Origin of the sequence: Pseudoxanthomonas mexicana, from assembly GCF_010093385.1 — a bacterium.
Lineage (GTDB): Bacteria > Pseudomonadota > Gammaproteobacteria > Xanthomonadales > Xanthomonadaceae > Pseudoxanthomonas_A > Pseudoxanthomonas_A mexicana.
The window spans coordinates 100939-123438 of sequence record NZ_PDWV01000002.1 but is presented as its reverse complement, the minus strand read 5'-3'; the positions used below and the strand labels follow the sequence as shown (position 1 = coordinate 123438).

At 67.2% G+C, this 22500-nt stretch carries 23 protein-coding genes; 13 read left to right on the top strand and 10 right to left on the bottom strand.

All coding sequences use genetic code 11. The features are described 5' to 3' along the window. Nucleotides 1-12 precede the first annotated feature (12 nt). On the top strand, nucleotides 13-2145 hold the full coding sequence (gene lpdA / locus CSC76_RS01495) for a dihydrolipoyl dehydrogenase (RefSeq protein WP_162108286.1): 2133 nt from the start codon (nucleotides 13-15) through the stop codon (nucleotides 2143-2145). Nucleotides 2146-2218: 73 nt separating this feature from the next. On the opposite strand, the gene CSC76_RS01490 is transcribed toward lpdA, so the two are convergent. Both CSC76_RS01490 and CSC76_RS01485 read right to left on the bottom strand, forming a co-directional pair. Next, nucleotides 2219-2422, bottom strand: a complete 204-nt coding sequence (locus CSC76_RS01490; RefSeq protein ID WP_162108285.1) for a DUF2061 domain-containing protein — start codon at nucleotides 2420-2422, stop codon at nucleotides 2219-2221. Between the two features lie 101 nt (nucleotides 2423-2523). Continuing rightward, on the bottom strand, nucleotides 2524-3342 hold the full coding sequence (locus CSC76_RS01485) for a hypothetical protein (RefSeq protein WP_202923457.1): 819 nt from the start codon (nucleotides 3340-3342) through the stop codon (nucleotides 2524-2526). Nucleotides 3343-3754: 412 nt separating this feature from the next. Here CSC76_RS01485 and CSC76_RS19370 point away from each other — a divergent pair, with 412 nt between their 5' ends. The 10 genes from CSC76_RS19370 to CSC76_RS01440 all read left to right on the top strand — a co-directional run bounded on the left by CSC76_RS19370 (nucleotide 3755) and on the right by CSC76_RS01440 (nucleotide 10924). Then, on the top strand, nucleotides 3755-3994 hold the full coding sequence (locus CSC76_RS19370; RefSeq protein ID WP_238394835.1) for a hypothetical protein: 240 nt from the start codon (nucleotides 3755-3757) through the stop codon (nucleotides 3992-3994). Beyond that, entirely contained in the window at nucleotides 3991-4125 is a 135-nt protein-coding gene (locus tag CSC76_RS19365) for a hypothetical protein (RefSeq protein WP_274382078.1), read from the top strand. The genes CSC76_RS19370 and CSC76_RS19365 overlap by 4 nt, the downstream gene beginning before the upstream one ends. Before the next feature lie 29 nt (nucleotides 4126-4154). After that, entirely contained in the window at nucleotides 4155-4952 is a 798-nt protein-coding gene (gene atpB / locus CSC76_RS01475) for a F0F1 ATP synthase subunit A (protein WP_162108284.1), read from the top strand. 63 nt (nucleotides 4953-5015) lie between these two features. After that, entirely contained in the window at nucleotides 5016-5315 is a 300-nt protein-coding gene (gene atpE, locus CSC76_RS01470; RefSeq protein ID WP_162108283.1) for a F0F1 ATP synthase subunit C, read from the top strand. Nucleotides 5316-5420: 105 nt separating this feature from the next. Then, nucleotides 5421-5891, top strand: a complete 471-nt coding sequence (locus tag CSC76_RS01465) for a F0F1 ATP synthase subunit B (RefSeq protein WP_162108282.1) — start codon at nucleotides 5421-5423, stop codon at nucleotides 5889-5891. A gap of 17 nt (nucleotides 5892-5908) precedes the next feature. Continuing rightward, nucleotides 5909-6436 carry a F0F1 ATP synthase subunit delta gene (locus CSC76_RS01460; protein ID WP_162108281.1) on the top strand — a complete coding sequence of 176 codons (528 nt, stop codon included), beginning with the start codon at nucleotides 5909-5911 and terminating at the stop codon, nucleotides 6434-6436. A gap of 46 nt (nucleotides 6437-6482) precedes the next feature. Continuing rightward, nucleotides 6483-8030, top strand: coding sequence for a F0F1 ATP synthase subunit alpha (atpA, locus tag CSC76_RS01455; RefSeq protein WP_162108280.1), 1548 nt, complete (start codon nucleotides 6483-6485; stop codon nucleotides 8028-8030). Nucleotides 8031-8111: 81 nt separating this feature from the next. Further along, nucleotides 8112-8975: a F0F1 ATP synthase subunit gamma gene (gene atpG, locus CSC76_RS01450; protein WP_162108279.1), complete on the top strand. Its 864-nt coding sequence runs from the start codon at nucleotides 8112-8114 to the stop codon at nucleotides 8973-8975. A 39-nt stretch (nucleotides 8976-9014) separates the two neighbouring features. Continuing rightward, nucleotides 9015-10421 carry a F0F1 ATP synthase subunit beta gene (atpD, locus tag CSC76_RS01445; RefSeq protein ID WP_162108278.1) on the top strand — a complete coding sequence of 469 codons (1407 nt, stop codon included), beginning with the start codon at nucleotides 9015-9017 and terminating at the stop codon, nucleotides 10419-10421. A gap of 80 nt (nucleotides 10422-10501) precedes the next feature. Further along, nucleotides 10502-10924, top strand: a complete 423-nt coding sequence (locus CSC76_RS01440) for a F0F1 ATP synthase subunit epsilon (protein WP_162108277.1) — start codon at nucleotides 10502-10504, stop codon at nucleotides 10922-10924. 169 nt (nucleotides 10925-11093) lie between these two features. On the opposite strand, the gene CSC76_RS01435 is transcribed toward CSC76_RS01440, so the two are convergent. Next, nucleotides 11094-11498 carry a GtrA family protein gene (locus tag CSC76_RS01435; RefSeq protein ID WP_162108276.1) on the bottom strand — a complete coding sequence of 135 codons (405 nt, stop codon included), beginning with the start codon at nucleotides 11496-11498 and terminating at the stop codon, nucleotides 11094-11096. A 121-nt stretch (nucleotides 11499-11619) separates the two neighbouring features. Here CSC76_RS01435 and glmU point away from each other — a divergent pair, with 121 nt between their 5' ends. Together glmU and CSC76_RS01425 are read left to right on the top strand one after the other, a co-directional pair. Next, a complete protein-coding gene (glmU, locus tag CSC76_RS01430; RefSeq protein ID WP_162108275.1) occupies nucleotides 11620-12981 on the top strand; it encodes a bifunctional UDP-N-acetylglucosamine diphosphorylase/glucosamine-1-phosphate N-acetyltransferase GlmU in 1362 nt (453 codons plus the stop codon). Between the two features lie 13 nt (nucleotides 12982-12994). Continuing rightward, a complete protein-coding gene (locus tag CSC76_RS01425; protein ID WP_162108274.1) occupies nucleotides 12995-13654 on the top strand; it encodes a hypothetical protein in 660 nt (219 codons plus the stop codon). A 20-nt stretch (nucleotides 13655-13674) separates the two neighbouring features. Here the strand turns inward: CSC76_RS01425 and CSC76_RS01420 are convergent, their stop codons facing one another. The 7 genes from CSC76_RS01420 to CSC76_RS01390 all read right to left on the bottom strand — a co-directional run bounded on the left by CSC76_RS01420 (nucleotide 13675) and on the right by CSC76_RS01390 (nucleotide 22312). Continuing rightward, nucleotides 13675-15012, bottom strand: a complete 1338-nt coding sequence (locus tag CSC76_RS01420) for a sensor histidine kinase (RefSeq protein ID WP_162108273.1) — start codon at nucleotides 15010-15012, stop codon at nucleotides 13675-13677. Beyond that, nucleotides 15009-16346, bottom strand: coding sequence for a sigma-54-dependent transcriptional regulator (locus CSC76_RS01415; protein ID WP_162108272.1), 1338 nt, complete (start codon nucleotides 16344-16346; stop codon nucleotides 15009-15011). Before CSC76_RS01415 ends, CSC76_RS01420 begins: the two co-directional genes overlap by 4 nt. 3 nt (nucleotides 16347-16349) lie before the next feature. Then, a complete protein-coding gene (locus tag CSC76_RS01410; RefSeq protein WP_162108271.1) occupies nucleotides 16350-17552 on the bottom strand; it encodes an ABC transporter permease in 1203 nt (400 codons plus the stop codon). Between the two features lie 57 nt (nucleotides 17553-17609). Continuing rightward, entirely contained in the window at nucleotides 17610-18833 is a 1224-nt protein-coding gene (locus tag CSC76_RS01405) for an ABC transporter permease (protein ID WP_162108270.1), read from the bottom strand. Nucleotides 18834-18856: 23 nt separating this feature from the next. Further along, a complete protein-coding gene (locus CSC76_RS01400; RefSeq protein ID WP_162108269.1) occupies nucleotides 18857-20167 on the bottom strand; it encodes an ABC transporter permease in 1311 nt (436 codons plus the stop codon). A gap of 76 nt (nucleotides 20168-20243) precedes the next feature. Beyond that, complete coding sequence (locus CSC76_RS01395) at nucleotides 20244-20966, bottom strand: ABC transporter ATP-binding protein (RefSeq protein ID WP_093489866.1); 723 nt, start codon at nucleotides 20964-20966, stop codon at nucleotides 20244-20246. A gap of 77 nt (nucleotides 20967-21043) precedes the next feature. Beyond that, entirely contained in the window at nucleotides 21044-22312 is a 1269-nt protein-coding gene (locus tag CSC76_RS01390; protein WP_162108343.1) for an efflux RND transporter periplasmic adaptor subunit, read from the bottom strand. Nucleotides 22313-22500 lie beyond the last annotated feature (188 nt).

The following is a 22500-nucleotide window of genomic DNA, read 5'->3' as shown; positions in this document are numbered from 1 at the left end:
AAAGAGAGTGGTATGGCGAACACGATCGAAGTCAAAGTCCCCGACATCGGCGATTACAGCGATGTGCCGGTCATCGAAATCCTGGTCGCCGTCGGCGACACGGTGAAGAAAGACCAGGGCCTGGTCACGCTGGAATCGGACAAGGCCACGCTGGAAGTGCCGTCCTCGGCCGCAGGCGTGGTGAAGGAACTCAAGGTCAAGCTGGGCGACACGCTGTCCGAAGGCAGTGTGGTGGCCGTGCTGGAAACCGAAGGTGCTGCAGTGTCCGCGCCGGCACCGGCCGCGCCTGCTGCTCCCGCCGCGCCTGCGCCGACGCCCGCCGCTCCACCCGCGCCTGTTGCCGCAGCGCCGGCTGCTGTCGGCGGCGGTGGCCTGATCGAAGCCAAGGTCCCCGACATCGGCGACTACGATGGCGTGCCGGTCATCGAGATCCTGGTCGCGGTCGGCGACACGGTGAAGAAGGACCAGGGCCTGGTCACGCTGGAATCGGACAAGGCGACGATGGAAGTCCCGTCGCCCGCCGCCGGCGTGATCAAGGCGATCAAGGTCAAGCTCGGCGACGAACTCGCCGAGGGCAGCCTGGTGGCGATCATCGAAGGCGAGGGCGCTGCGGTCGCGCCCGCCAAGCCCGCACCGGTCACGCCCTCGCCCGCCGCGCCTGCTGCGCCCGCCACGTCGGCGCCGAAGCCCGCGCTGGGCACCGGCAAGCCGGCCGATATCGAATGCCGCATCGTCGTGATCGGCTCCGGTCCGGGCGGCTACACGGCGGCGTTCCGCGCCGCCGACCTTGGCCTGGACACCGTCCTCATCGAACGCTACGAAACGCTGGGCGGCGTCTGCCTCAACGTGGGCTGCATCCCGTCGAAGGCGCTGCTGCACGCGGCGGCCCTGATCGATGAAGCGGCGCATTCCGACGACATCGGCATCAGCTTCGGCAAGCCGAAGATCGACCTGGACAAGCTGCGCGGCTTCAAGCAGGACAAGGTGGTCGGCCAGTTCACCAAGGGCCTGGCCGGCATGGCCAAGCAGCGCAAGGTGCGCACGGTCACCGGCGTGGCGAAGTTCGTCTCGCCGAACGAGCTGGAGATCGTCGGCAGCGACGGCAGTACGCAGCTGCTGCGCTTCGAGCAGTGCATCATCGCGGCCGGTTCACAGGCGGTGAAGCTGCCGAACTTCCCGTGGGACGACCCGCGCGTGATGGATTCCACCGACGCGCTGCAGCTGGCCGAGGTGCCCAAGAAGCTGCTCGTCGTCGGCGGCGGCATCATCGGCCTGGAGATGGCCACCGTGTACCGCGCGCTGGGCGCGGAGGTCACCGTTGTCGAGTTCATGGACCAGCTGATGCCGGGTGCCGACAAGGACCTGGTGAAGCCGCTGGCCGACCGTCTGAAGAAGCAGGGCGTCATCGTCCACCTGAAGACCAAGGCCGCCAAGGTCGAGGCGTCGAAGAAGGGCATCACCGTGCACTTCGAGAGCGCCACCGAAGGCCAGAAGCCGGAGCTGGAATCGGGCACGTTCGACCGCGTGCTGGTCGCGGTGGGCCGTTCGCCCAACGGCGGCAAGCTGGATGCCGACAAGGCCGGCGTGACGGTCACCGACCGCGGCTTCATCCCGGTCGATGCGCAGATGCGCACCAACGTGCCGCACATCTTCGCCATCGGCGACCTGGTGGGCCAGCCGATGCTGGCGCACAAGGCCACGCACGAGGGCAAGTTGGCGGCGGAAGTGGCCGCCGGCGAGAAGAAGGAGTGGGTGGCGCGGGTGATCCCGTCCGTCGCCTACACCGATCCGGAAATCGCCTGGGTCGGCGTGACCGAGACCGAAGCCAAGGCCAAGGGTCCGAAGATCGGCGTGGGCAAGTTCCCGTGGGTGGCGTCGGCGCGCGCCGTCGGCATCGGGCGCGGCGAGGGCTTCACCAAGCTCATCTTCGACGAGCACACCCACCGCATCATCGGTGCAGGCATCGCGGGCGTGCATGCCGGTGACCTGATCAGCGAACTGGCGCTGGCCATCGAGATGGGCGCGGAGGCCGGCGACATCGGCGCGACCATCCACCCGCACCCGACGCTCGGCGAAACGGTGGCGATGGCGGCCGAGGTGTACGAGGGCACCATCACCGACCTGTACATCCCGAAGAAGAAGTAACCGACCGTCAGACGGGCGGAAACCGAAAGGCCACGCGGATGCGTGGCCTTTCTTTTGCTTGCGCGGCCGTGGCTCAGGCAGGCAACGCGGTCGCGCGCGCCGCACGCCTGGCCTCGATCCGCTTCCACACCTTCTCGTGGAAGTGGAACACCACGGTATTGGTCGCCGGTTCGACCAGCGCCAGCATGCCGCCCACCAGCAGGCTGCCGGTGAACAGGTAGCCCAGGGTGAAGGCCACCGAGAAGTGCAGGATCGCGAAGCTCAGGGTCTTGTTCACGACGGGGCCTCCAGATGAGAATTGATCTCATTATGGGGTGGGCGTGCGCCCCGTCCAATGAAACGATCCGTTCGAATCGATAGCTGTTGTCTATTGGAGGCTCAGAACGCCAGCGTCACGCCCGCCACCGGCCCCTTGAAGCGCTGGTCCAGGCCCAGCAGGCCGTCGCTGCCGGCCTGTTCGACGTCCAGTTTGAACCAGTCGTAGCCCACGAACGCGCCGAACTTCTCGGTGAAGCGGTATTCCACCAGGGCGTTGGCGCGGGTGATGCTGCCGTCGTAGTCGCCGAAATCGCCCCATCCCGCATCCAGGTACTGGCCCTGCAGGTTCAGCAGCCACTTGTCCGACGGGCGGGTGGTGAAGCGCACGCCGACCACCGGCGCGTAACCGGTCTCGCTACGGCTGTCCCGGTAGCTGTCCTCGCCGGCCTCGGCATACACGCTGCCCTTGAGCTTGGCCCACTCGGCCCCGAGTTGCAGGCCGATGCTCGAGCGCTCGGTTTCCACCACCGCAAAGTCGTACATCAGGCTGGCCAGCTGGAACTCGACCTCGCCCTTGGCGAAGCTGCCGGCGGGAATGGTCACGTTGTCGTAGGACAGGTCTTCGCTCAGCGTGGCGCGCTGCGACTTGTCGTACTGGAAGTAATCGAAGATCAGCCGGTGGCGCTCGCCCATGCGGAACACCCCGTCCACCCGCGGCACCCACTCCTTGCTGCCGAAGTCGAAATCCTCGGAGAACGCCAGGTCGTTGCCCTCGAAGACCGTGCTGCCGCGCAGTTCGCCCTGCGCATCGACATTCATGGCGCCCAGGCGCAGCGTGAAGCGGTCGTCGGTGTCGGCGGCGTGCGCGGTGGAGGCGACGAGCGCCAGCGACAGGCAGCAGAAGAGGGTGGCGCGGCGGCGGGGGAAGGCGGGGGTCATCATGGCTCCATGCGAAACAGGGGGGAGCCGTTACCGTGGCGGCAGACGGGTCGACAGCGGGTGAAGTGGCTGAACCACGCCGGCGTCGGCCCGGGGGCGCAGAAAAGGCGAAGCCCCGGGGGCAGCCGGGGCTTCGGAGAGGCCTGCAACGGAGCATCGGACGAGGAAGTTGAGCAGCAGGCCTACAGGGACTGACAGGCCCGATTTTCCAAAGTTCCGGAAAACCGGGAAGAAAATTCTGAATAGGGGAAACGGTTACATGCAGGCCGCACAAGGCTTGCCGGCGGGCCGGGGGCGGCTGCCTGCACTTCGACCTTTGGCGGTTGTCCCTGAAATTGCCCCGCTGCTATACTTTTGCGGCTCGGCGGGGCGCTTTACTGCCTTGTACCCGCCAATTCCGTAGGGCTTTCGTGTGCTGAATTCCGTCGCTGCGGGCCGGCGGCTGGTGTTGCGCGCCGCCGTCTGGCAGACGGCAGCGGTGCTGCTGGTCGCGCTGTTGTTCCTGCTCCGGGGCGTGCCCCAGGCAGTGGCGGCGGCCGTCGGGGGGCTGGCGATCGTGGCCGGTGCGCTGCTGGCGGCCTGGCTGGCCTTCGGCGGCGGCGTGTTGGGGGCCGTCTCGGCGGTCCTCCGGCTGGTCGGCGGGTGGTGGTGAAGTGGGTCGTGGTGATCGGCGTGCTGGGGATCGGCGCGGGGCTGTACAAGCTGCCCCCGCTGTCCCTCCTGGCAGGCGTGGTCGCCGGACTGGTGGCACAGATGCTGGTTGCGGTTGGCAAGCAGCGATAAACCCAATCTAGACGAAAGGTTTCCGACACATGGCGGGCGAGGCGCTTACTCCCACCACCTACATCCAGCACCACCTGAAGAACCTCACGGCCCAGGTCGGCGGCGAGGGTCCCTTCTGGACGATCAATGTCGACACCTTCGTGACGGCCGTGCTGATGGGGCTGCTGATCGTGTTCGCGTTCTGGCTGGCCACCCGCAAGGCCACGGCCGGCGTGCCGGGCAAGTGGCAGGCCTTCGTCGAGATCATGCTGGAATTCGTCGACAAGCAGGCCCGCGACACCTACCACGGGACCAGCAAGCTGGTGACGCCCATCGCGATCACCATCTTCTTCTGGATCCTGATGATGAACCTGCTGAAGATGATCCCGGCGGACTTCATCGCCAAGCCGCTCGAACTGATGGGCGTGCACTACTGGAAGCCGGTGCCCACCGCCGACGTCAACGCCACCCTGGGCATGTCGATCAGCGTGTTCTTCCTGATGATCGTCTTCGCGCTGCGCTCCAAGGGCCTGGGCGGCTTCACCCACGAGTTCCTGACGGCGCCGTTCGGCAAGTGGATGATGCCGTTCAACCTGATCCTCAACATCGTCGAGTGGGTCAGCAAGCCCATCTCCCTGGCGATGCGACTGTTCGGCAACATGTTCGGCGGCGAGATCGTCTTCCTGCTGATCTGGGTGCTGGGCGGCGCCGGCATCCTCGGCATGCTCGGCGGTGCGACGTTCGGCCTGGGCTGGATGCTGTTCCACCTGCTGGTCATCCCGCTGCAGGCGTTCATCTTCATGATGCTGTCGATCGTCTACCTGAGCCTGTCGGAAGACAGTCACTGAGTTTCCGCTTCACCGTTCCCTTCGTACCATCCACCTTTCAAGCACTTAGTTCCGGAGATCACCATGGAAAGCATCCTCACCAACCTCGCCCAGGTCCAGGCTTCGACCGCCCTCGCCATCGGCATCATGATCGGCCTGGCCGCGCTGGGCGCCGGTTTGGGTCTGGCCATCATGGCCGGCAAGTTCCTGGAATCGGCTGCCCGCCAGCCGGAACTGATCCCGGTCCTGCAGGTGCGCATGTTCATCCCCGCCGGCCTGATCGACGCCGCGTTCATCATCTCGGTCGCCGTCGGCCTGCTGTTCGCCTTCGCCAGCCCGTTCATCACGATCTTCACCGAGCAGCTGGCCAAGCTGGCGGGCTGATCCGTCGCGTGCACGCCTGACCACGGGCCCCGGCCCGCGGTCAGTCACCAGGCGTAGCTGGGCCGGCGCGATGTGCGCAGGCCCTTCATCACCGGCAGGTTTACGATGAATATCAATCTCACTCTGTTCGCCCAGGCGCTGGCCTTCGCCGGCCTGATCTGGATCATTGCGACCAAAATCTGGCCGCCGCTGCTGGCTGCCATCGAAGAACGCCAGCAGAAGATCGCCGAAGGCCTGGCCGCGGCCGATCGCAGCCAGAAGGACCGGGCGCAGGCGCAGGAAAAGGTCAACGAAGCGTTGAAGGAAGCCCGCGTCAAGGCCAACGAGATCATCGACCAGGCCCACGCGCGCGCCAACCAGATCGTCGACGCGGCCAAGAACGAGGCGATCGCCGAAGCCAACCGCCAGAAGGAACTGGCCCAGGCCGAGATCGAGGCCGCCGCCACGCGTGCCCGCGAGGACCTGCGCAAGCAGGTGTCCGCGCTGGCCGTCAGCGGTGCCGAGAAGCTGCTCAAGCGCGAGATCGACGCCAACGCCCACAAGGCGCTGCTCGACGAACTCGCCGCCGAAATCTGATCCGGACGAGCTGATCGATGAGCCAGGCCCTGACCGTCGCCCGCCCCTACGCCCGCGCCGCCTTCGCGACGGCGCGCGACGAAGGCAACTTCGCCGCCTGGTCGCAGGCGCTGGGTTTCGCCGCGCACGCCGCGGCGGACCCGCGCGTGGCCGCGCTGCTGCCCAATCCGCAGCTGCTGCCCGCCGATGCGGTGTCGCTGCTGTCGCCGGAAGGCGCCAGCGAGGCGTTCACCCGCTTCCTCGGCATCCTCGCCGATGCGCGCCGCCTGCCGCAGCTGCCGGAAATCGCCGGCCTGTTCGAGGAGCTGCGCGCCGAAGCCGAGCACGTCGTGAAGGCGAAGGTCACCTCCGCCACGGCGATGCCGGATGGTGAGCTGGACGTGATCAAGGCGGCATTGAAGAAGCGCTTCGGTCGCGAGGTCGAGGTCGAAACGGCCATCGACGCCTCGCTGATCGGCGGCGCCGTGATCGATGCCGGCAGCGTGGTGATCGACGGCTCGCTGAAAGGCAAGCTGGCGCGCCTGCAGTCGGCGCTGACGCACTGAATTCCCATTGAACCGCCGCGCGCGAGCCGGCACACAGGACTTACCCATGGCTACCACGCTCAACCCCTCTGAAATCAGCGACCTGATCAAGACCCGTATCGAGAAGGTCAAGCTGGCCGCGGAGTCGCGCAATGAAGGCACGGTCACCAGCGTGTCCGACGGCATCGTGCGCATCTTCGGCCTGGCCGACGTCATGCAGGGCGAAATGATCGAGCTGCCGAACAACACCTACGCGCTGGCGCTGAACCTGGAGCGCGACTCGGTCGGCGCCGTGGTCCTGGGCGACTACGAGCACCTGCGCGAAGGCGACGTGGCCAAGACCACCGGCCGCATCCTGGAAGTGCCGGTCGGTCCGGAGATGCTCGGCCGCGTCGTGAACGCGCTGGGCGAGCCGATCGACGGCAAGGGCCCGCTGGGCACCTCGCTGACCGCGCCGGTGGAGCGCGTGGCCCCGGGCGTGATCTGGCGCAAGTCGGTCGACCAGCCGGTGCAGACCGGTTACAAGTCGGTCGACGCGATGATCCCGATCGGCCGCGGCCAGCGCGAGCTGATCATCGGCGACCGCCAGACCGGCAAGACCGCGATGGCCATCGACGCCGTGATCAACCAGAAGGGCACCGGCATCAAGTGCGTGTACGTCGCGATCGGCCAGAAGGCTTCGACCGTGGCCAACATCGTGCGCAAGCTGGAAGAGAACGGCGCGCTGGCCCACACCGTGGTCGTCGCCGCCACCGCCTCCGAGTCGGCCGCGATGCAGTACATCAGTGCCTACTCCGGCTGCACCATGGGCGAGTACTTCATGGACCGCGGCCAGGACGCCCTGATCGTGTACGACGACCTGTCCAAGCAGGCCGTGGCCTACCGCCAGATCTCGCTGCTGCTGAAGCGTCCGCCGGGCCGCGAAGCCTACCCGGGCGACGTGTTCTACCTGCACTCCCGCCTGCTCGAGCGCGCCGCCCGCGTGTCCGAGGAGTATGTTGAGAAGTTCACCGAAGGCAAGGTCACCGGCAAGACCGGTTCGCTGACCGCGCTGCCGATCATCGAAACGCAGGCCGGCGACGTGTCCGCGTTCGTGCCGACCAACGTGATCTCGATCACCGACGGCCAGATCTTCCTGGAAACCGACCTGTTCAACGCCGGCATCCGCCCGGCCGTGAACGCCGGTATCTCGGTGTCGCGCGTCGGTGGCGCCGCCCAGACCAAGATCATCAAGAAGCTGTCGGGCGGCATCCGCATCTCGCTCGCCCAGTACCGTGAGCTGGCCGCGTTCGCGCAGTTCGCCTCGGACCTGGACGAAGCCACCCGCAAGCAGCTGGAGCGCGGCCAACGCGTCACCGAGCTGATGAAGCAGAAGCAGTACGCGCCGATGTCCATCGCCCTGCAGGCGCTGTCCATCTACGCCGTCAACGAGGGCTACCTGGACGACGTGCCGGTCGGCAAGATCCTGGCGTTCGAAGAAGCGCTGCACGCGCACTTCACCAACACCCAGGGCGCGCTGGTCGACACGATCAACAGCACCGGCAACTGGAACGACGAGATCGAAGGCGCCTTCAAGAAGGGCATCGCCGAGTTCAAGCAGACCGGTACCTGGTAAGCGTAGGGTGGGCCCCGGCCCACCATTCGTGAAGGCGGCGGGCCAGGCCCGCCCTACGAAGACGAATCAAGCGAGCAGAGCATGGCAGGCGGACGCGAAATCAAAACCAAGATCAAGAGCGTGCAGAACACCCGCAAGGTGACGCGCGCGCTCGAGATGGTCTCGGCCTCCAAGATCCGCAAGGCGCAGGACCGCATGAAGACCTCGCGTCCGTACGCGCGCGCGATGAAGCAGGTGATCGGCCACCTGGCCCAGGCCAATACCGATTACCAGCATCCCTTCATGGTGGATCGCAAGGACGTCAAGCGCGTCGGCTTCATCATCGTGTCGTCCGACCGCGGCCTGGCCGGCGGCCTGAACAACAACCTGTTCCGCAAGATGCTGGGCGAGATCCGCCAGTGGAACGAGAAGGGCGTCGAGGTCGACGTGGTCACCATCGGCCAGAAGGCTTCGGTGTACTTCCGCCGGGTCAAGGTCAACATGCTGGCCAGCGTGTCCCACCTGGGCGACACGCCCAAGCTGGACCAGCTGATCGGCGTGATCAAAGTGATGCTGGACGCCTACACCGAAGGCAAGCTGGACCGCGTGTTCGTCGTCTACAACGACTTCGTCAACACCATGACCCAGCGCGCCGCGTTCGACCAGCTGCTGCCGCTTCCCGCCGCTGAAACGCAGGTCGCCCGCCACGACTGGGACTACATCTACGAACCCGATGCCGCGACCGTGCTCGACCACGTGATCACGCGTTACATCGAGTCGCTGGTGTATCAGGCCGTGCTGGAGAACATCGCGTCCGAGCATGCGGCGCGCATGGTGGCCATGAAGGCCGCCAGCGACAACGCCAGCAAGCTCATCGGTACCCTGCAGCTGGTCTACAACAAGGCCCGCCAGGCGGCGATCACCCAGGAAATCTCCGAAATCGTCGGCGGCGCGGCGGCAGTCTGACGCGCGTAGTCACAAGAATTCATCTAGAGGAATGCAGCAATGAGTCAGGGCAAGATCGTTCAGATCATCGGTGCGGTGGTTGACGTCGAATTCCCGCGCCACGAAGTGCCGAAGGTGTACGACGCGCTGAAGGTGCAGAACACCGACATCACGCTGGAAGTGCAACAGCAGCTCGGCGACGGCGTCGTGCGCACCATCGCCCTCGGTTCCACCGACGGCCTGAAGCGCAACCTGGTGGCCGTGAACACCGACAAGGCCATCTCGGTGCCGGTCGGTGCGGGCACGCTGGGCCGCATCATGGACGTGCTGGGCAACCCGATCGACGAAGCCGGTCCGGTGCAGGCTTCCGACCATTGGGAAATCCACCGTGCGGCCCCGTCGTACGAAGACCAGTCCTCGGCCACCGACCTGCTGGAAACCGGCATCAAGGTCATCGACCTGATGTGCCCGTTCGCCAAGGGCGGCAAGGTCGGCCTGTTCGGCGGCGCCGGCGTGGGCAAGACCGTCAATATGATGGAACTGATCAACAACATCGCCAAGGCGCACTCGGGTCTGTCCGTGTTCGCCGGCGTGGGCGAGCGTACCCGCGAGGGCAACGACTTCTACCACGAGATGAAGGACTCCAACGTCCTCGACAAGGTGGCGATGGTGTACGGCCAGATGAACGAGCCGCCGGGCAACCGCCTGCGCGTCGCGCTGACCGGCCTGACCATGGCCGAGTACTTCCGCGACGAGAAGGACGCGTCCGGCAAGGGCAAGGACGTGCTGCTGTTCGTTGACAACATCTACCGCTACACGCTGGCCGGTACCGAAGTGTCGGCGCTGCTGGGCCGCATGCCGTCGGCCGTGGGCTACCAGCCGACGCTGGCCGAGGAAATGGGCGTCCTGCAGGAGCGCATCACCTCCACCAAGACCGGTTCGATCACCTCGATCCAAGCCGTGTACGTGCCCGCGGACGACCTGACCGACCCGTCGCCGGCCACCACGTTCGCCCACTTGGACGCGACCGTCGTGCTGAGCCGTAATATCGCGTCGCTGGGTATCTACCCCGCCGTGGACCCGCTGGACTCGACCAGCCGCCAGCTGGACCCGAACGTCATCGGCCACGAGCACTACGACACCGCGCGCCGCGTGCAGGCCACCCTGCAGAAGTACAAGGAACTGAAGGACATCATCGCCATCCTCGGCATGGACGAGCTGTCCGAAGAGGACAAGCAGGCCGTGTCCCGCGCGCGCAAGATCGAGCGCTTCTTCAGCCAGCCGTTCCACGTGGCCGAAGTGTTCACCGGCTCGCCGGGCAAATACGTCTCGCTGAAGGACACGATCCGCGGCTTCAAGGCGATCGTCGACGGCGAGTACGACCACCTGCCGGAGCAGGCGTTCTACATGGTCGGCGGCATCGAAGAAGCGGTCGAGAAGGCCAAGAAGCTCGCCGAGAAGGCGTAAGCACGTAGGGTGGGCCCTGGCCCACCTTCGCGGCAACCGGCGGCGGGCCAAGGCCCGCCCTACACGGCAAAGAGAGTTCCATGAGCACCATCCGTTGCGACATCGTCAGCGCCGAGCAGGAGATCTTCCACGGTGAAGCCACCCTGGTCGTCGCCACCGGCGAACTGGGCGAGCTGGGCATCGCGCCGAAGCATGCGCCGCTGATCACCCGCCTGAAGCCGGGCAAGGTGGTGGTGACGCTGGCCAGCGGCGAGCAGCTGGACTTCGCCATCTCCGGCGGCATCCTCGAAGTGCAGCCGCAGGTCGTCACCGTGCTGGCCGACACCGCCGTGCGCGCGTCGGACATCGACGAGGCGCAGGTGCGCAAGGCGAAGGAAGAAGCCGAGCGCGTGCTGTCCCACAAGGACCCGAAGATGAGCGTGGAAGAAGCCCAGGCCCAGCTGGCCATGAGCATCGCCCAGCTCAGCGCGCTGGAGCGCCTGCGCAAGAACCTCAAGCACTGAGGTCTATCGCTTCCGCACCATCGACAACGCCGGCCCAGTGCCGGCGTTTTTGTTTCGTAGCGTGCGCCATGCGCACGACCTGGCGATACCAACCTCGCGCTCGGCGTCCCCTGGCGCACCGCGACCCAGTCAAGGCATCGTGCGCATGGCGCACGCTACACGGGGTCGATCAGCGGTAGACCACGTGCCGCCACAGGAAGAACGCGACCACGGCCAATGCACCCTCCACCAGGGGCTTGGCCAGCCAGGCGTGTGCCAGCCCCAGCGACCCCGCGACCCAGGTGACGGCCAGCGTGCTGATGACGGTCAGCGGTATCCAGACCAGCAGGAACTTCACGAAACGCCACCAGCCCAGTCGAACCTCGCCCGACCGCGCGAACGTCACGCGCCCGTTCAACCAGAAGCCGAGCAGCGCGCCACTGATGCGCCCGGCCAGGTTGCCGGACGCTGCCGGCACACCGAGCGCGGTCAATCCGACGAAGACCAGCCAGTCCAACAGCAACTGTGCCAGGCCGATGGCGATGAAGCTGCCGCCTTGGCGGAACAGCAGCTGGCGTGGAGAGGAAGGGTTCATGCGTGCATGGTACCTGCCGGGGTGAGGGCCGATGGCACCTCGCGGGCACGATCTGCGTTGAAGGGGGAATTGTTACCATGCGACGACATCGCGACGCCGCACAGCCACAAGGACACGTCACATGAAACCACTCCACGTCGTCATCCTCGCCGCCGGTGAGGGCAAGCGCATGAAGTCCGCGCTGCCCAAGGTGCTGCAGCCCATCGCCGGGCGGCCGATGCTGGCGCACGTGATCGAAGCGGCGCGCGCGCTGTCGCCGGCGGGCGTGCACGTGGTCTACGGCCACGGCGGCGACCAGGTGCAAGCGGCCTTCGCCGACCAGGCGGACCTGCACTGGGCGCATCAGGCGCAGCAGCTCGGCACGGGCCACGCCGTCATGCAGGCGATGCCGGACGTGCCGGACGGCGCACGCGTGCTTGTGCTGTACGGCGATGTTCCCCTGACCCGCAGCGAGACGCTGCAACGCCTGCTGGACGCGCCGGGCCGCTTGGCGGTGCTGGTCGCGGAACCCGCCGATCCCTCCGGTTACGGACGCATCGTGCGCGATGAGGCTGGCCGCGTGGCCGCCATCGTCGAGCACAAGGACGCCGACGAGGAGCAGCGCCGCATCCGCACCATCAACACGGGCATCATCGCCGCCGATGGCAGCGCGCTGAAGGGCTGGCTGGCCCGCCTGTCCAACGCGAATGCGCAGGGTGAGTACTACCTGACCGACGTCTTCGCGATGGCGGCCGAGGAATTCACCCCGGCGGAAATGGTGCTGGTCGGCGAGCCCATCGAGGCCGAGGGCGCCAACGATCCGTGGCAGCTCTCGCAGCTCGAGCGCGCCTATCAGCTGCGCGCCGCGCGTGCGCTGTGCGTGCAGGGCGCACGCCTGGTCGACCCGGCGCGCTTCGACCAGCGCGGCACGGTGACCGTCGGTCGCGACGTGCAGATCGATGTCGACGTGGTGCTGGAAGGCAGGGTGGAACTGGGCGATGGCGTGGTCATCGGCCCGTTCACCCGCCTGAAGGACGTGACCCTCGCCGCGGGCACGCAGGTACGCGCGCACTGTGACCTGGAGGGCGTCGTCAGCGAAGGCGCGGCGCTGATCGGTCCCTATGCGCGGCTGCGCCCGGGCACCGTCCTCGCTGATGGCGTGCACGTGGGCAACTTCGTCGAGACGAAGAACGCGCGCATCGGTACGGGCAGCAAGGCGAACCATCTGACGTATCTCGGTGACGCCGTCATCGGCACGGGCACCAACATCGGCGCCGGTACCATCACCTGCAACTACGACGGCGTGAACAAGTCCACCACGACGATCGGCGACCGCGTGTTCGTCGGCTCGAACTCGTCCCTGGTCGCGCCGGTGACGCTGGCCGATGGCGCGACGATCGGCGCCGGTTCGGTGATCTCGAAGAACGCGCCGGCCGACAAGCTGACGGTCGCGCGCGCGCGCCAGATGACGGTCGAGGGTTGGCAGCGGCCGATGAAGAAATAGCCGTCGCATTGGCATGGTCAGCTCCAAGCACATCCTCAGGAACTCGGAAGAGCTCAACAGGTTGAGCGAGCGGATCCATGTCGCGTCGCGTGGTCGTCGGGCATCCGATCCGGCGTCCCTCGATAAGCATCTGGAAGCCTGTCGCGAGTTTCATGAGCGCTTCGACTCGTTGATGTATCCCGGTGGATGCGCCGTATTTAATCGCGTCAGGCAGCATGATCCCCATGCGCTGGAGACGGCGGTCACTTTCTTGCTTGCAGACCCGATCCATTTCCGTTCGGGCTATCTCAAGGAGTACCTCTGGCGATGGCTGGTGCACTGTCCACTTTCCGATCTTGCGCGGTCGCGATTGGAGCGAGCTGCGCTCGGCTACCTGGATCGGCCAATCAAGCGGGAATTCGCGGCGATGTGCAGAGCAATGCACAGGATTGGACGAGAAGCCTTCTGGATGCGCGTATCACATGCCCTGCTCTCGGTCGACGTGTTGAAGGTGCGGAGGGCGGAACTGCTGTTAATTCACAAGGGGAGCCTGTTCGCTGGCGCAGTCGCACGTCGCGATATGTGGATTAGGCTGCTCAAGGAACGCTGCGGCAGCACCACCGAACCTTCGCTCTGGCTGAGTGAAAGGAGGTGGAGGTACAACGGTCGCAACGGTACGGAATCATCGACGTAGCGGACACTAGATGCCCGCCATTACGCCGCCGGCGCGTCCGGCAACTGGATCGCCACGCACAGGCCGCCGCCATCGCGGTTGTGCAGCGACAGGCGGCCGCCGTGCGCTTCGATGATCTCGCGTGTCAGCGCCAGCCCCAGGCCGGTGCCGTTGCGCTTGGTGGAATAGAACGGCACCAGCGCGTTCTGCAGTACCGCGTCGTTCATGCCGGTGCCGCGGTCCATCACCTCGATGCGCACCCAGCCCGGCAGACGGCTGACGCGCACGGACACGCCGTCGGCGGAGGTGCCTGACTCGTGCGCATTCTTCAGCAGGTTCAGCAGCGCCTGCTCGATCTGCGCCAGATCGATGCGGCCTTCGACGTCGGCATCGCGCATCTCCAGCTCAAAGCCGATCTGGCGCCGCAGTCCCTCCAGGAAGCCGCGCCAGCGCACCGTCTGCAGCTGCGGTTGGGGCAGCTTGGCGAAACGCGCATAGCCGCGGATGAAGCCTTCCAGATGGCGTGCGCGATCCTCGATGGTGCCGAAGACCTCCTCCAGCCGCTCATGCTTGCCGCGCCGGACGAGTTCCGCGCCGGAGTGCGCCAGCGACGCCACGGGTGCCAGCGAGTTGTTGAGCTCGTGGCTGATCACGCGGATCACCTTCTTCCACGTCATCACTTCCTGCCGGCGCAGTTCGTTGGTCAGCAAGCGCAGCAGCAGCAGTTCGTGCGGGCATCCGTTGAGCCGGAAATTGCGGCGGGCCAGGTGGTAGACCTGCTCCTCGCCGTCTTCCTCCTCGCTTCCGATGGCGAACAGGCTGTCGCCGCTGCGGGCCAGCGCCTCGCGCATCTCCACCGGCGAGGCGGACAGCAGGCTGTCGTAGTCCTGGCCTTCCAGTTTCCAGCCGCCGTGCAGCAGCTTGCGTGCGGCGACGTTGGCGAACACGACGCGCCGCACGCCGTCGCCCCCGGGCGCCACCAGCAGCATCGCCACGGGGGTGTTCTGCACCATCGTGTCGAGCAGCAGTTCGCGTTGCACCAGCGTCTGCCGCTGCTCGCGCAGGACTTCGCCCAGGGCGGCGTGCGAACGCACGAGCTCGGCGAGTTCGTCGCTGCCCTGCCAGTGGATGCCGAAGTTGTATTCGCCGTCGCGGTAGCTGTTGACGCTGCCGGACAACGCGCGGAACAGCGATCGTGTGCTGCGCAGGCCGCGATGGATCGCCCAGGCCGCCAGCGGCAGCACGATGATCGCCGACAGCAGCACAGCCAGCACGTCGTCCTGCAGCGCATGCGACAGGGCGACCGGCAGCACCAGCGCCACCGCCAGTAGCGGCAGCAGCCAGGACAGTACGCGGCCGGCGAGCGAGCGGCGGATCATGTGGCCTTGATGCCGAAGCGTTCCATGCGCCGGTACAGTGCCTGCCGGCTCATGCCGAGCTCGGTGGCGGCCTGCGCGATGACGCCGCCGGCGCGGGCCAGGGCCGTCTCGATGTCGGCGCGCTCCGGTTCGGCGACGATCGCCGTGCGCACCGGCGCGGGCTTCGGCAGGTTGAGGTCGCCGGCCTCGATGCGATCGCCCATCGCCAGCAGGCCGGCGCGCTGGACGACGTTGCGCAGTTCGCGCACGTTGCCCGGCCACGCGTGCCGCAGCAGCGCCGCGCGCGCGCTTTCGCCCAGCGGCTTGTCGTCGGGGCGGAAGCGCTCGGCCAGGGGCAGGATGTCGCCCGGGCGTTCGGCCAGCGGCGGCAATGCCAGTTCGATGGCATTGAGGCGGTAGTACAGGTCTTCGCGGAAGCTGCCGTCGCGGATCATCGCGGGCAGGTCCGCGTTGGTGGCGCTGATCACGCGTACGGTGACCTTGCGCTCGCGGTTGGAGCCCAGGCGCTCGAAGCGGCCGGTCTCCAGCACGCGCAGCAGTTTCATCTGGCCGGTCAGCGGCAGGTTGCCGATCTCGTCGAGGAACAGCGTGCCGCCGTCGGCCGCCTCGAACTTGCCTTCGCGCGCCTTGTTGGCGCCGGTGTAGGCACCTGCGTCCGCACCGAACAGTTCGGCCTCGATCAGTTCCGACGGCAGCGCACCGCAGTTGAGGGTCACGAACGGCCCCTGCTTCACGCTGGAGTTGGCCTGGATGATCTCGGCGATCTTCTCCTTGCCGGCGCCGTTCGGCCCGGTGATCAGCACCGGCAGGTCCGAGCGCGCCACCTGGCAGGCGAGCGCGACGACGCGTTCGCTGGCCGGGTCCTCGAAGACCAGGTTGCGCAGGTCGTACTTCTGCTCCAGCTGGTGGCGGCTGCGGCGTTCGCGGCTGCGCCGACGGTCGAGTTCGCGTCGCGTTTCGGTCAGTTCCAGCAACGTGTTGACGGTGGCCAGCAGCTTGCGGTCGTCCCAGGGCTTGGCAACGTAATCGGCGGCACCGGCCTTCACCAGGTTCACCGCGGCTTCCAGGTGCGTCCACGCGGTCAGCAGGATCACCGGCATGTCCGGCCACTCGTTGCGCAGGTCGGCGAACAGCTGCTCGCCCTCCAGGCCCGAGGTGGTGTCCTCGCTGAAGTTCATGTCCTGGATGACCAGGTCCACCGGCTGCTCGCGCAGCAGCGCCAGTCCGGCCGCCGGCGATTCGGCGTGCAGGGTGTCGATGTCGTGCAGGGAGAACAGCACTTCCAGCGCCGTGCTGACGGCGCGGTTGTCGTCGATGACGAGGATGGTAGGCATGCGCTATAGCCTAACCGAAGGGGTGCGGCTCACGAGGTGCGGCGGAATGCGGCGGGCCAGATGGGCCGGCCATGCGGCGGCCAGCTGCACGGCCAGCATCGCCCACGCGGCAGCGGCCACCAGGGCCCCGTGCGAGGGCGGGGCAGACCCGCGCACAAGATGGGGCAACAGCCATTGTCCACCCGCCAGCCCGACCGACGCCGCCGCGCAGGCCAGGCCGAGGTACTCGAGACGCAACCGTCGCGCGAGTTGGCGGCCGGTGGCGCCAGCCGCGCGGCGCAGGCTGAATTCCCGTGCATGTTCCTGCACCCAGCGCTGTCCGCCTAGCATCAGCAGGCCCAGTGTCGAGAGCCACCATGCGATGCAGGCGCCCGACCACCACCATGCGCGGGATCGCGGCGCATGCAGGGACGCTTCGCGCAGCGCGGCCATGTCCACGGGATGGGCCACCACGACGGAGGGATGCGCTGCCGCCAGCGCGGCCCGGATGCGCGTTGCGACGCTCTCCGGATCGGCTGCATGGCGGACGATGAATCGGGCGTCTGCTGCCCGCGACATCCGCACCGGCAGCACCACGGCCAGGTCACCCGTATCGCGGGCGCCCGCCGGTGGAGGCAGGCGCTCGAACACACCGACCACGCGCAGCCGCGCGCCCGGGGCCATCAGCAAGGGGCGCCCAAGCGGATCCGATCTGCCGTAGAGCCGGGAGGCCAGAGCCGAGGACACGAGGACAGATTGGGTGCCCGCCTGCAGATCGGTCTGGTCGCCACGGTAGTCGCGGAATTCATCTGTCATGAAATGTCGCCCTGCGGACGTCGCCATGCCGAGTGTGGAGGCGAAGTCCTCGTCGCCGAGGAAGACCGACACGACGTGCTTCGTTGCGGGATGCGTCGCGGTCCAGACCTGCACGCTCCACGCGGTGGCGTCATATGGCGCCTGGTTGGCCGCGGTGGCCGACAGCACGCCCGGGACGTTGCGCAACCGGCCAAGCACATCGGCCACGCCCGGATCCGATGCCGGCGCCATCTGCATCCACGGCACCAGCAGCAGGCCGGTGTCGTCGATCCCGTCGGGTGTGGTACGCGCAACATGCAGCCCGACGAGCGCCTGCCACGCCTGCAGGCACAGCACCACGCCGATCGCCAGTTGCAGCGCGATCCACCCGATGCCCGCATGGTGGCGTCCCAGCAGCAGGAAGGAAGACATGGAAACCCCGAGGGGCCGCGCACGCCGGCGGGGCGTGCGCGGCAGGGAGCGCAAGGCTCAGGCGGTGCGGGTGGCGACCGCCGGCGGCACCGAGGCGGCCTTACGGGCCGGACCGTACACGGCCGCCTGGCCCAGCAGCCACAGCAGCACGGCCCCGATCGGCAAGTAGAGCAGCGGCAGGCGCGGCCGTTCGTACTTGCCCATCAGCATCTGGTTGATGCCGTAGGCCAGGATCATGCCGATGACGATACCCAGCGTGGCCAGCAGGAAGTTCTCGGTCTGGAAGTAGCGCAGGATCTGGCCCTTGGTCGCGCCCAGCGCACGACGGATGCCGATCTGCTTGGTGCGCTGCTGTACCCAGAAGCTGGCCAGGCCCACGATGCCCAGCGCGGTGACGACCAGCAGCGAGACGATCACGGTCAGCAGCAGCCAGGCCATCGCGCGGTCGCCGCGATAGTAGTTTTGCTTGATGTCCTCGAACGTGCCGTCGCGAAGCACGAGCCGACGGGCGCTGTTCTTCTCCAGTGTCGCCAGCGCCGCCTTCAGCACCTCCGTGCGACGCTCCGGTGCGGTGCGCAGGACGAAGGTGCCCATGGTGAGATCCCTGGCCGGCAGGATCATCGTGTAACCGGCTTCGGCAGGACCACCGTTGTCGTTGGTGCGGATCAACCGATCGACCACGCCGACCACACGGTGCGGCGTGTTGTCGGCATTCCACGAATAGATGTTCTTGCCGATGGCGCTCTCGCCCGGGAACAGCTTCTCCGCCAAATCGCGGCTCAGGATCACCGCGGGCAGGTTCCCCCGGGCGTTCTGCTTGTTCATCTCGGTCCAGTTGGAATACTCGTCCGGGTTGAAGTCGCGACCTTCAGCCAGCTTCAGGCCCAGCGTTTCCACCACGGCGTCGCCCAGGTAGATGTTGGCCTGCGCGCTGGGACGTTCCTGCTCGGGAGCGAGCTGGATGGAGCTGTTCCACGACGAGTTGTCGAACGGCACGTGGTTGATGCTGCCTGCGGCCTTCACGCCCGGCAGCGCACGCAGGCTGGCGACGTCCTGCTTCACCAGCGCGTCGGCCTCGGGGTTGTCGCCGAGGTTGCCCATGCTGATGCGCACGATCTCCTCGTTCGCCATGCCGGTGGGGCGGTCGATGCGCTCCAGGCGCTGGGTGATGAGGAAGACCGCGTTGCAGATGATGGCGCACGACAGCGCCACTTCCAGCACGATCAGCGCGGCGGCCGTCTTGTGGCGGGCCAGGGTGGAGAGAATGGGGCGGATGTCCATGACGTGCCTCTTGGATGGATGGGTCACTGGCTCTTGAGCTGGATCGCGGGCGTCACCTGCATGGCGCGCCACGCGGGCAGCATGCCGGCGAGCAGACTGGCGACGATCGCCAGCGCGAAGGTGGCCAGCAGCATCTTCAGATCCATGTGCGCGAGGTCGGCATAGCCGGCGGGCTGCTGGCGAACGGCCAGCAAGCCCAGCCAGGCCAGCACCAGGCCGAGCACGCCGCCGACCAGGCCGACCGTGCCCGCTTCCACCAGGCACTGCGCGAAGATGGCCTTGCGCGTCGCACCCAGGGCGCGCCGCACGCCGATCTGCGACGCGCGGCCCAGGAACTTCGCCAGCAGCAGTCCCACGGTGTTGAGCAGGCAGACCGCCAGGAAGCCGAACGCCAGCCATACCTGCAGGCGGACGTCGCTGGGCACCGCGCCCTGCTTGTCCAGCCACTGCATGACGTTGTGCAGGTCCACGTTGGTCGGGCGCTCGAAACGGCCCGCTGCACGCTGCTGGTCGGAATAGTTCTTCAGGTACTGCTTGTAGGCCTCGACCTTCTCAGGCGTGCCCAGCTCGACCCAGTACTGCAGCCACGAGCACGGCGCATTCGGACCCTGCGAGCCCTCTTCTTCCGCACTGGAGTCGCCCCAGCAGTTCATGTTGCCCTGGGTGCCCATCTTCAGCGCGCGCGACGTCCAGAACGGCACGAAGAGCTGCTCCACCTCGGTGAAGCGGTCCTGGGTCATGTCGTAGAACTTGGGAGCCGGCCGCCACTCGTCCAGCACGCCAATCACGCGGAACGTCGCGCCGGAGGCCTTGATCTCGCGGCCCACGCTGTTGGCGCCGCCGAACAGCTTTTCGTTCAGCGCCTTGGAGATGACGGCGACGCGTGCACGCGATTCGTCATCCGCCGCCGACCAGCCGTTGCCGTAGCGGAACGGCACATCGAACATCGGGAAGAAATCGGCCGTGGTGTAGCGCGAATCGATGCGGAAGGGTTCGATCCTGCCGTCTTCGGCCTCGATCGAAGAAGCGCCACCGGTCATGAAGGCCTGCCGGTCGCCCTTCCTGTCGCGCAGCATGCGTTCGGCATCGTAGCGGGTGAACTGGTCCTCCGGCTCGTCGCCGGGGGTGAAGCCATTCGCCGAGCGCGGGTCGATGCGGGGGTAGAACAGCTTGTCGCTCTTCTGCGGGATGGGATCGCCGGACAGCACATAGAACACGGTCAGCGTGGTCATACTGGCGCCGATGCCCAGCGCGATCGCCAGCACCATCAGGAAGGTCAGCGCCTTGTTGCGCTTGAAGCTGCGCAGCGCGAGGGAAAAGTAGTAGCCGAACATGCTTGGCTCCGTAGGGTGGGCCCTGGCCCACCATGTGGTCGTCTGGATGCTGTCTGCGGTGGGCCGGGGGGCCGCCTTACGCGGAGGCGTTGGCTTCGGCGGCATGCGCCGCGCGGATCAGGGCGGGCTCCACCGACAGGTCGGTGGCCATGCCGTCCACGATGTGCACGTTGCGCTGCGCGCGTGCGGCGAGTTCGGGATCGTGCGTGACCATGATGATGGTGGTGCCCTGGCGGTTGATCTCCTCCAGCAGCTCCATCACGCCGCGGGCCATCTGCGAGTCCAGGTTGCCGGTCGGTTCGTCCGCCAGCAGCAGGCGCGGGCTGCCGGCCAGGGCGCGTGCGATCGCGGTGCGCTGCTGCTGTCCGCCCGACAGTTCGGCCGGGTAATGCTTCATGCGCGAACCCAGGCCGACGCGCGCCAGCGCGTCTTCGATGCGCTGCTTGCGTTCGGCGGCGGGCATGCCGCGGTAGCGCAGCGGCACGTCGACGTTGTCGAACAGGTTGAGGTCGGGGATCAGGTTGAAGCCCTGGAAGATGAAGCCGATCTTCTGGTTGCGCAGCCGCGAGCGCGCGTCGTCGCCCAGGTGGCTGACGTCCTGGCCGTCGAGCAGGAACTGCCCGCCGGTGAAGGTCTCCAGCAGGCCGGCGATGTTGAGGAAGGTGGTCTTGCCCGAACCCGACGGACCGGTGACGGCGACGAACTCGCCCTCGCGGACATGCAGGTCGAGGGAACGCAGCGCATGCGTTTCCACCTGTTCGGTGCGGTAGACCTTGGCGACTTGGCGCATCTCAAGCATGGCGGGTTCCTTATTCGGGGTCGGGTGCGGAGTGAATGACGCAGGGGAGGACGCGTGGGGAAGGCGGGTGATGCGGATCAGTTGATTGAGACGCGCTCGGCGTCGCCGAACTGGTCGCTGCCGGAGACGACCACCTTGTCGCCGGGCTGCAGGCCGCCCAGCACTTCGACGTGGCTCAGGCTGCTGGCGCCCAGCTGCACCGGGCGACGCACCGCGGAACTGCCGTCCATGACGTAGGCCTGGCGGCCGCCACCCTGTTCGACGAACGGGCCGCGTTCGACCATCAGCACGTTGCGGCGCGTCTCCATCAGGATGCGTGCGGACAGGCGCTGGTTCTGGCGCAGGCCGGGCGGCTGCTTGTCGGAGAAGCGCAGGCGGGTGACGACCTCGCCGTTCACCACTTCCGGCGACACCGCGGAAATCTCGCCCGGGTAGGGCTGGCCGGCGCTGGTCAGCGTGGCCGGCATGCCGATGGCGAGGTCACGGGCGAAGCTTTCCGGCACCTTGATCTCGACCTCGAACACCGACAGGTCGACCACGCTCAGCACCGGCGCGTTGATCGCCACGTTGGAGCGTTGCACGGCCTGGATCTGGCCGACCTGACCATCGAACGGTGCGCGCAGGGTCAGCGCATCCACCTGGCGCTGCACTTCGGCCACCACCGCGCGCTGGCGTTCGGCCAGCAGCTGTTTGTTGCGCGCATCCAGGCCCGCGCCCTGGCCCTGCAGGCCCGCGTCCTTGCGCGCGTGGGCCAGCGCGATCTCGGCCTTGCGCAGGTTGTCCTGCGCTTCCAGCACGTCGACCTGCGGCACCGCGCCGCCCTCGAATCCGCGCTGGTAGCGCTGCAGGGTGCGCTCGGCCGCCTGGCGCTCGATCCCGGCCTGGTCCAGCGCCTTCTGCGCATTGGCACGGGTGACGCTGGCATCCAGCGTGGCGCGGCTGGCTTCGGCTTCCAGGCCGGCCAGCGTGGTCTGCTCCTGCGCCAGCTTGCTGCGCAGCTCCGGGCTGTCGATCTCGGCCAGCGGCTGGCCCTGGGTCACCTTGTCGCCGGCGACCACCTTCAACGTGACCACGCCGCCCGCCACTGCGTACAGGGTGGGGCTGTTGGCGGCGATCACGCGGCCATCGGCGGCGATGTCGCGGACCAGGTCGCCCCGGGTGACTTCGGCGACCCGCAGCCGGGCGCCGTCGACCGACGTGGTGCCGGCCAGCCAGCCGCGCGCGGCGAACACGATGCCGGCCAGCAGCAGGGCGCCGCCCGCGGCGGGCCATACCCAACGGCGCCAGGCCGGGCGGGCCTGGGTGGAACTGAGCACTCGGTCTTGCGCGGAGGTGTCCCGAATCATCGTCGGCATGCGTTGTTTGGAATGACCTGCCGTACTCAGCAGGATGCGTGCCAAACGCAAATGATTGATTCAAAAGGGGGTTGTCCGGCGCTGAAGGCTGTCCGGGTGTCCGCGGACACTCGCCGGACAGGGCCTGTCCAGTACCGGACACGTAGAATGTCCGCTCGTTTCACTCAGAAGGAAGAAGC

Excerpts from the sequence above, each read along its gene's own strand:
- CSC76_RS01420 (WP_162108273.1), bottom strand. The coding sequence starts at position 15,012 with ATGATCCGCCGCTCGCTCGCCGGCCGCGTACTGTCCTGGCTGCTGCCG.
- atpD (WP_162108278.1), top strand. The coding sequence starts at position 9,015 with ATGAGTCAGGGCAAGATCGTTCAGATCATCGGTGCGGTGGTTGACGTC.
- CSC76_RS01395 (WP_093489866.1), bottom strand. The coding sequence starts at position 20,966 with ATGCTTGAGATGCGCCAAGTCGCCAAGGTCTACCGCACCGAACAGGTG.
- atpA (WP_162108280.1), top strand. The coding sequence starts at position 6,483 with ATGGCTACCACGCTCAACCCCTCTGAAATCAGCGACCTGATCAAGACC.
- atpE (WP_162108283.1), top strand. The coding sequence starts at position 5,016 with ATGGAAAGCATCCTCACCAACCTCGCCCAGGTCCAGGCTTCGACCGCC.
- atpB (WP_162108284.1), top strand. The coding sequence starts at position 4,155 with ATGGCGGGCGAGGCGCTTACTCCCACCACCTACATCCAGCACCACCTG.
- CSC76_RS01485 (WP_202923457.1), bottom strand. The coding sequence starts at position 3,342 with ATGACCCCCGCCTTCCCCCGCCGCCGCGCCACCCTCTTCTGCTGCCTG.
- CSC76_RS01465 (WP_162108282.1), top strand. The coding sequence starts at position 5,421 with ATGAATATCAATCTCACTCTGTTCGCCCAGGCGCTGGCCTTCGCCGGC.
- atpG (WP_162108279.1), top strand. The coding sequence starts at position 8,112 with ATGGCAGGCGGACGCGAAATCAAAACCAAGATCAAGAGCGTGCAGAAC.
- CSC76_RS01435 (WP_162108276.1), bottom strand. The coding sequence starts at position 11,498 with ATGAACCCTTCCTCTCCACGCCAGCTGCTGTTCCGCCAAGGCGGCAGC.
- CSC76_RS01440 (WP_162108277.1), top strand. The coding sequence starts at position 10,502 with ATGAGCACCATCCGTTGCGACATCGTCAGCGCCGAGCAGGAGATCTTC.
- CSC76_RS01400 (WP_162108269.1), bottom strand. The coding sequence starts at position 20,167 with ATGTTCGGCTACTACTTTTCCCTCGCGCTGCGCAGCTTCAAGCGCAAC.
- CSC76_RS01390 (WP_162108343.1), bottom strand. The coding sequence starts at position 22,312 with ATGATTCGGGACACCTCCGCGCAAGACCGAGTGCTCAGTTCCACCCAG.
- lpdA (WP_162108286.1), top strand. The coding sequence starts at position 13 with ATGGCGAACACGATCGAAGTCAAAGTCCCCGACATCGGCGATTACAGC.
- glmU (WP_162108275.1), top strand. The coding sequence starts at position 11,620 with ATGAAACCACTCCACGTCGTCATCCTCGCCGCCGGTGAGGGCAAGCGC.
- CSC76_RS01460 (WP_162108281.1), top strand. The coding sequence starts at position 5,909 with ATGAGCCAGGCCCTGACCGTCGCCCGCCCCTACGCCCGCGCCGCCTTC.
- CSC76_RS01415 (WP_162108272.1), bottom strand. The coding sequence starts at position 16,346 with ATGCCTACCATCCTCGTCATCGACGACAACCGCGCCGTCAGCACGGCG.
- CSC76_RS01405 (WP_162108270.1), bottom strand. The coding sequence starts at position 18,833 with ATGGACATCCGCCCCATTCTCTCCACCCTGGCCCGCCACAAGACGGCC.
- CSC76_RS01425 (WP_162108274.1), top strand. The coding sequence starts at position 12,995 with ATGGTCAGCTCCAAGCACATCCTCAGGAACTCGGAAGAGCTCAACAGG.
- CSC76_RS01410 (WP_162108271.1), bottom strand. The coding sequence starts at position 17,552 with ATGTCTTCCTTCCTGCTGCTGGGACGCCACCATGCGGGCATCGGGTGG.